The organism is Caballeronia sp. (genome assembly GCF_028292365.1).
Lineage (GTDB): Bacteria > Pseudomonadota > Gammaproteobacteria > Burkholderiales > Burkholderiaceae > Caballeronia.
Map to the genome: position 1 here is coordinate 1 of NZ_JAQGMM010000340.1, position 6,883 is coordinate 6,883.

Annotated in this window: 7 protein-coding genes and 1 pseudogene; all 8 read left to right on the top strand. The window is 61.6% G+C overall.

All coding sequences use genetic code 11. The annotated features are described in order from the left end of the window. Positions 1 to 483 (top strand): chemotaxis protein CheW (gene cheW, locus JWR14_RS20510; RefSeq protein ID WP_299710562.1); only part of this gene is annotated, 483 nt, incomplete at its 5' end. 44 nt (positions 484 to 527) lie between these two features. Next, on the top strand, positions 528 to 2,324 hold the full coding sequence (locus JWR14_RS20515) for a methyl-accepting chemotaxis protein (RefSeq protein ID WP_299710565.1): 1,797 nt from the start codon (positions 528 to 530) through the stop codon (positions 2,322 to 2,324). Between the two features lie 163 nt (positions 2,325 to 2,487). Continuing rightward, a complete protein-coding gene (locus JWR14_RS20520; protein ID WP_299710568.1) occupies positions 2,488 to 3,435 on the top strand; it encodes a CheR family methyltransferase in 948 nt (315 codons plus the stop codon). Continuing rightward, positions 3,432 to 4,151 (top strand): chemoreceptor glutamine deamidase CheD, encoded by a 720-nt coding sequence (cheD, locus tag JWR14_RS20525; RefSeq protein ID WP_299710571.1) that lies wholly within the window; start codon positions 3,432 to 3,434, stop codon positions 4,149 to 4,151. The genes JWR14_RS20520 and cheD overlap by 4 nt, the downstream gene beginning before the upstream one ends. Next, positions 4,148 to 5,266, top strand: a complete 1,119-nt coding sequence (locus JWR14_RS20530) for a chemotaxis response regulator protein-glutamate methylesterase (protein WP_299710574.1) — start codon at positions 4,148 to 4,150, stop codon at positions 5,264 to 5,266. Before cheD ends, JWR14_RS20530 begins: the two co-directional genes overlap by 4 nt. An 81-nt stretch (positions 5,267 to 5,347) precedes the next feature. Then, entirely contained in the window at positions 5,348 to 5,743 is a 396-nt protein-coding gene (gene cheY / locus JWR14_RS20535; protein ID WP_299710577.1) for a chemotaxis response regulator CheY, read from the top strand. 11 nt (positions 5,744 to 5,754) lie between these two features. Then, the gene (cheZ, locus tag JWR14_RS20540) at positions 5,755 to 6,456 is read left to right on the top strand and encodes a protein phosphatase CheZ (RefSeq protein ID WP_299710580.1); all 702 of its coding nucleotides are present in this window, start codon (positions 5,755 to 5,757) and stop codon (positions 6,454 to 6,456) included. A gap of 247 nt (positions 6,457 to 6,703) precedes the next feature. Continuing rightward, positions 6,704 to 6,883, top strand: a pseudogene (locus JWR14_RS20545) (hypothetical protein); the annotation flags it as partial.

The window sequence follows — 6,883 nt, forward strand, 5'->3', positions numbered from 1 at the left end:
CAACGTGTCAGCCAGGCTGAAGCGGCAGGACAGGAATTCCTCGTCTTCACGCTGGGCGCGGAAGAGTACGGCATCGACATCCTGAAGGTGCAGGAAATTCGCGGCTACGACAACGTCACGCGCATCGCTAACGCACCGGCGTTCATCAAGGGCGTGATCAACTTGCGCGGCATTATTGTGCCGATCGTCGACATGCGCATCAAGTTCAATCTCGGTCGCGTCGAGTACGACAACCAGACGGTCGTGATCATCCTGAACGTGGCGCATCGCGTGGTCGGCATGGTGGTCGACGGCGTGTCCGATGTCCTCACGCTGCAAGCCGATCAGGTCATGCCGGCGCCGGAATTCGGCGCCACGCTCACCACCGAATATCTGACGGGCCTCGGCACTGTAGATGGCCGGATGCTGATCCTGATGGATATCGAAAAGTTGATGACGAGCAAGGAGATGGAGTTGATCGACTCCGTCGCCGTGACCGCCTGAGGCTTCAACTAGTTGGCTATCAACACGCTGGTCGGGAAGAAGACATGCTTAAGAACTGGTCGATTCGTACCACGCTGACGCTCGTGGGCCTGCTGTTCGTCGGCTTCGCTGCCGTGGTCAGCGCGCTGTCGCTGAACGGCTTGCGCTCGGCGGGCAATTCGCTTTCCTCACTGGCGGACAGCGATATGGTGTCCATGCGCGCACTTAACGACGCGTCGTCGAACCTGCTGCGCTCGCGCGTGGCGCTCGACCGCGTGCGCGGGCTGACGGAAGCGAACAACACTGACGAAGCGAAGAAGGCGCTCGATCGCGGGCAGTTCCTGCTCGATAAATCGAACGAGAGCTGGAAGCTTTTCGTGTCGACACCCAAGCCGATGCTGCCGCAAGCCACGCTCGACGACATCGTCGCGAAGCATGACACGCTGATCCACGACGGCGTGGAACCCGAATTCGCGGCAATGCGCGCGAACGACATGGCTGCGTATCACGCGATCGCCGACACGAAGATCAGCCCGATGTTCATCGCCTTCGACGCCGCTACGGCTGTCACGGTCGACCTGACGCAGAAGCACGCCGTGCAGTTGCGTGCGGATGCGGCGGCGAGCATCACGTTGCTGATCGAGGTGATTGTCGGCGTGATGGTGCTGGCTGTGCTCACGCTGATCGCCACACGCGTTGCGCTCGGCGGCATGATCGTGCAGCCGATTAATGACGCCGTCGATCACTTTGAGCGCATTGCCAAAGGCGATCTGACGAAGTCCGCGCACACGGACAAGACCAACGAGATCGGCCGCTTGTTTGCCGGTATTGAACGGATGCGAACGAACCTGACCACGATGGTCGGGTCGGTCCATCACGGTGCCGAATCCATCGATGTCGGCGCGCGCGAAATCGCGAGCGGCAACACGGATCTCTCGCAGCGTACGGAAGAGCAGGCGGCGTCGCTGCAGGAAACGGCGTCGAGCATGGAGCAGCTCACGAGCACCGTGAAGCAGAACGCCGAGAACGCGCGCCAGGCTTCGCAACTGGCCGTCAACGCGTCGGATATCGCGTCGCGTGGTGGTCAGGTGGTGGAGCAGGTCGTGGACACCATGAGCGCGATTTCATCGAGTTCGAGCAAGGTGGTCGACATCATCGGCGTGATTGAAGGCATTGCGTTCCAGACCAATATTCTCGCGCTGAACGCGGCCGTGGAAGCGGCGCGGGCGGGAGAAGAAGGGCGCGGTTTTGCGGTGGTTGCAGGCGAAGTCCGTAGTCTCGCGCAACGCAGCGCGGCAGCGGCGAAAGAGATCAAGTCGCTGATCGGCGACTCCACCGCGAAGGTCGAAAGCGGCTCCGTGCTGGTCGCGCGCGCCGGCGAGACGATGGACGAAATCGTGCAGGCCGTGCGCCGCGTCACCGACATCATGGGCGAGATCAGCGCCGCGTCGGACGAGCAGTCGCAAGGCATTGAACAGGTGAGCCGCGCCGTCGGACAGATGGACGAAGTCACGCAGCAGAACGCGGCGCTGGTTGAGCAAGCGGCGGCTGCGGCGGCATCGCTTGAAGAGCAGACACGCAAGCTGAAGGACGTGGTCAGCCACTGGCAAGTCAGCAGCGACGCATCGTCCAGCGACCCACGCGCGCGGCTCGAACCGAAGGTCATCACGCGGACGCACGCAAGCCCGGCGATTAAAGTTGCCGCGCGGCCTAACGTCGCGGCTAATCGCGCCGTTAATAAGCTTATTGCGTCACCGGCTCCGGCCGCTTCGGTCAACGCTTCAGCACCGGCAACGCCGGTCGCGAAAGCGCCCGCCACGAAGCTCGCAGTGGCCGCGTCCGGCGACTGGGAAACTTTTTAAGGCAGTGTCAGACAACCATGCAAGCCCATCGCATCGCGCTCCTTGACGAGCATTTCAATGAAGCGCGACGGGCCGTGTGGTTGTCGAAGAAATGCGGTGCAACGCCTTACGGGACACCCGTACGGGATGCAGCCGATGCACGTTCCAGCAGAACAAAGGCTAGATGATGGCAACGCGCCCGAGCGTCGATACCCCCCGCGACCGGACCCGAAACGGTTCGGAAGTGGAACGGGACTTCGAATTCACCAACGCCGATTTCGGCCGCATTCGTGCGCTGATTCATGAGCGCGCGGGAATTTCGCTGTCCGAACATAAACGCGACATGGCGTATAGCCGTCTCGCGCGACGTCTGCGCGCCTGCAATATCGATTCGTTCCGCGTGTATCTCGAGCGCCTGGAAGCCCAGCCGGATAGCGACGAGTGGGAAGCCTTTACCAACGCACTGACCACGAACCTGACCGCGTTCTTTCGCGAATCGCATCATTTCCCGATCCTCGCCACGTTCGCGAAAAGCCGTCCGCAGCCGTTCTCGGTGTGGTGCTCGGCGGCATCGACGGGAGAGGAGCCGTATTCCATCGCCATGACGTTGATGGAAACACTCGGCGACACGGCCGCGCGCCATTGCACGGTGATTGCAACGGACATCGACAGCCAGGTCTTGCAGAAGGCCGACGCGGGTGTCTATACGCTGGATTCCGTGAAGACGCTTGGGGCCGAACGCCTGAAGCGTTTCTTCCTGAAGGGCACGGGCGCGCATGTCGGCATGGTGAAGATCCGCCCGGAAGTGCGTGCGCTGGTGAAGTTCGAGCAATTGAACCTGACGGACGCGAAGTACGCGCTGCCCGGACAGTTCGATGCGATCTTCTGCCGCAACGTGATGATCTACTTCGATAAACCCACGCAGGCGCAAGTGCTCACGCGCTTCGAACCGCTGATGAAAAGCGGCGGTTTATTGTTCGCCGGACACTCGGAAAATTTCACCTACGTAACGCAGGCGTTCAAGCTGCGCGGCCAGACCGTCTACGGGCTGACGCGTGACGCGGCTGCGGCGGCAACGGCAGCGGCAGCCGCCAAGAAAGCGGGCAAGACGCTCGCCGGGGAGCTCGCATGAGCGGCTTGCCGATCGCATCGAACCTTTACTTCGATAACCACTTCAAGCTCCCGGGCGTGAAGCTGTTGCCGAACGAGTTCTACATGACGAGCGAAGACATGGTGCTCGTCACGGTGCTCGGTTCATGCGTGGCGGCCTGCATTCACGATCGCTCGGCGGGCATTGGCGGGATGAATCATTTCATGCTTCCCGACGACGGCTCCGACGCGTCGCAATCCAGCTCGGATTCCATGCGTTACGGCGCCTACGCCATGGAAGTGCTGATCAACGAGATGATCAAACGAGGCGGCCGGCGCGAGCGCTTCGAAGCGAAAGTGTTCGGCGGCGGCGCGGTGTTGGCGGGCATGACGACGATCAATATCGGCGATCGCAATTCGGAATTTGTCCGCCGATATCTCGCGCTGGAAAAGATTCGCATCGTGGCTGAAGACCTGCAGGGCATGTATCCGCGCAAGGTCGCGTTCATGCCGCGCACCGGCCAGGCGATGGTCAAGAAGCTCATCACGCAACAAGATCCTAGTGTGGTCGAACGCGAGAAAGCGCTCGCGCGGCAAACACCCGAAGCACGCAGCGAACGGCTTGCAAAGGCGCGTGCGCGTGTCGAGTTGTTCAGCCGGCCCAAAGCTACAACACCCGATAAACCCCGCATCGAATTATTCGGTGCCGCAGCCGGCCTGCAGCGAACCGTCCGCACGAAGACGGCGGAGGAAGCATGACAACGGCCCGGAACACGGAACCGAAAATCAGTGTGCTGTGCGTCGACGACTCGGCGCTGGTGCGCAGCTTGATGACCGAGATCATCAACTCGCAACCCGACATGCACGTGTGCGCAACCGCGCCTGATCCGCTGGTGGCGCGTGAGTTGATCAAGCAGCACAACCCCGATGTATTGACACTCGATGTCGAAATGCCGCGCATGGACGGCCTCGATTTCCTCGAGAAGCTGATGCGGCTGCGGCCGATGCCGGTAGTGATGGTGTCGTCGCTGACGGAACGTGGCTCGGAAATCACACTGCGCGCGCTGGAACTCGGCGCGGTGGATTTCGTGACGAAACCGCGCGTGGGGATTCGCGACGGCATGCTTGAGTATTCCGAAAAGCTCGCCGACAAAATCCGTGCAGCCGCACGCGCACGGGTACGTCAGACGCCTCACGTCGCGCACGCCGCGCCTGGCGCTGGCGGCACGGCTGCCGCCGCTGCGAAACCCACGCCGAACCTGAACAATCCGCTGGTGAGTACCGAGAAGCTGATCATTGTCGGGGCATCGACGGGCGGCACCGAAGCAATCCGAGAACTGCTGGTGCCGCTGCCGCCCGACGCGCCCGGCGTGATGATCGCGCAGCATATGCCGCCGGGCTTCACGAAGTCGTTTGCACAGCGCCTGAACGGCCTGTGCCGGATCGCGGTGAAAGAAGCTGAGCACGGTGAACGTGTGTTGCCGGGCCACGCGTATATCGCACCGGGCGACGCCCATCTGGTGCTCGTGCGCAGCGGTGCGAACTACGTGGCGCATCTCTCCGATGCCCCGCCGGTCAACCGCCACCGTCCTTCTGTTGATGTGCTGTTCCGGTCCGCCGCGCAGAACGCCGGCAAGAATGCGCTCGGCGTGATCCTGACCGGCATGGGCCGCGACGGCGCGCAGGGGATGCTGGAGATGCAGCAAGCCGGCGCGTACACCTTCGCGCAGGACGAAGCGAGCTGCGTGGTGTTCGGCATGCCGCGTGAGGCTATTGCAACGGGCGGGGTCAGCGAGATCGCACCGCTGGCGGAAATGACCCGGCGTGTGATGGCGCGGCTCAGTTCAATGGGTGAACGCACGCAACGCGTTTAACCCTCGCCCAAACGAATTCGGATAGAAACGTGGCGCGGTGCGCCGCTTGAAGAAAACACAGGAACACAAGGAGCAGTGATGGTGGACAAGAACATGAAGATTTTGGTCGTCGACGATTTTCCGACGATGCGGCGCATTGTGCGAAACCTGCTGAAGGAACTGGGTTTCTCCAACGTCGATGAAGCCGAAGACGGCGCGGCCGGTCTTGCACGTCTGCGCGGCGGTGGTTTCGATTTCGTCATTTCCGACTGGAACATGCCGAATCTCGATGGCCTCGAAATGCTGAAGCAGATTCGCGGCGACGCTGCGCTCGCCCATCTGCCCGTGCTGATGGTGACGGCGGAATCGAAGAAGGAAAACATTATTGCCGCGGCGCAAGCTGGCGCGAGCGGATACGTGGTCAAGCCGTTCACGGCTGCGACCCTCGACGAGAAGCTGTCTAAGATTCTCGAAAAGATGGCTAAGGCCGGGAGCTGATCGTGAACGAAATGACGAACCCCGAGACGCTCATCGACGCCGAGCAAGACGCCGATGCATCGAGCGACCGCATCCTGGCGCGTATTGGCCAGCTAACGCGGACCCTGCGCGATTCCATGCGCGAACTCGGCCTCGACAAACAAGTGGAAGCCGCCGCCGAGATGGTGCCGGACGCACGCGACCGTTTGAAATATGTCGCGACGATGACGGAACAGGCCGCCGAGCGCGCGCTGAACGCCATCGAGTTGGCGAAGCCGCTGCAGGAAACCATGCAGCGTGACGCACAGGCGCTCGATGCCCGCTGGGAGCAGTGGTATGACTCGCCGCTCGAGAAAGCGGATGTGAAGACCTTGCTGGCCGATACCCGGGGCTTTTTGCAGCAAGTGCCGGTCCACACGGTCGCGACCAATACGCAGTTACTCGAAATCATGCTCGCGCAGGATTTCCAGGATCTGACCGGTCAGGTGATCAAGAAGATTACCGACGTGGTGTACGTGATAGAGCAGCAATTGCTCAGCGTGCTGCTGGAGAACATCGCGCCCGAACGGCGCGAACAATTTGCGGCACAAGCGGCGGCGCTGGCGGCAGCATCGAGCTCGGTGGGCTCGTCGGATACCTTGCTGAACGGCCCGCAGATCAATCCGGAAGGCCGCACCGACGTAGTCCAGGACCAGACTCAAGTCGACGATCTGCTCGCCAGTCTCGGCTTCTGACAATCCGAACGGCTTTGGCGCTGCGCAGGTGCTGGCACTTGCTCGCGTCGAGCCGTTTCCTGCAGCCTCTCTCCCCTGACAGTCTTCTATCGGCGCTTGAACGTACAGGTTTGTACGAAGCGTCGTTTTCCCGGTTCCGACTCAATCGGCTGGCATACTGACAGCGCTTTCTTTTTGGCTTTTGTGGCGCGCGCGTTGCAGAAGGCAAAATAGCGCATATTGAGATAATCGAAACGGGGGACGCGAAGTGAACACTTCGATCATTTCATTCGGCTCGCGACGCGTAACCGCGCTCGTCAGCCTGACAGCAGGGCTGACATTGGGCTTGCTGGTTGTATCGCCGGCTTATGCCGTGCTTGGCGGCGCGCCGATGACACCGCCCGCCGGCTCCACGGTCAACAACGCCGTGTCGCATGCGGCGACTTCA

Coding starts and splice junctions, on each gene's coding strand:
- JWR14_RS20515 (WP_299710565.1), top strand. CDS start 528: ATGCTTAAGAACTGGTCGATTCGTACCACGCTGACGCTCGTGGGCCTG.
- JWR14_RS20530 (WP_299710574.1), top strand. CDS start 4,148: ATGACAACGGCCCGGAACACGGAACCGAAAATCAGTGTGCTGTGCGTC.
- JWR14_RS20520 (WP_299710568.1), top strand. CDS start 2,488: ATGATGGCAACGCGCCCGAGCGTCGATACCCCCCGCGACCGGACCCGA.
- cheD (WP_299710571.1), top strand. CDS start 3,432: ATGAGCGGCTTGCCGATCGCATCGAACCTTTACTTCGATAACCACTTC.
- cheZ (WP_299710580.1), top strand. CDS start 5,755: ATGACGAACCCCGAGACGCTCATCGACGCCGAGCAAGACGCCGATGCA.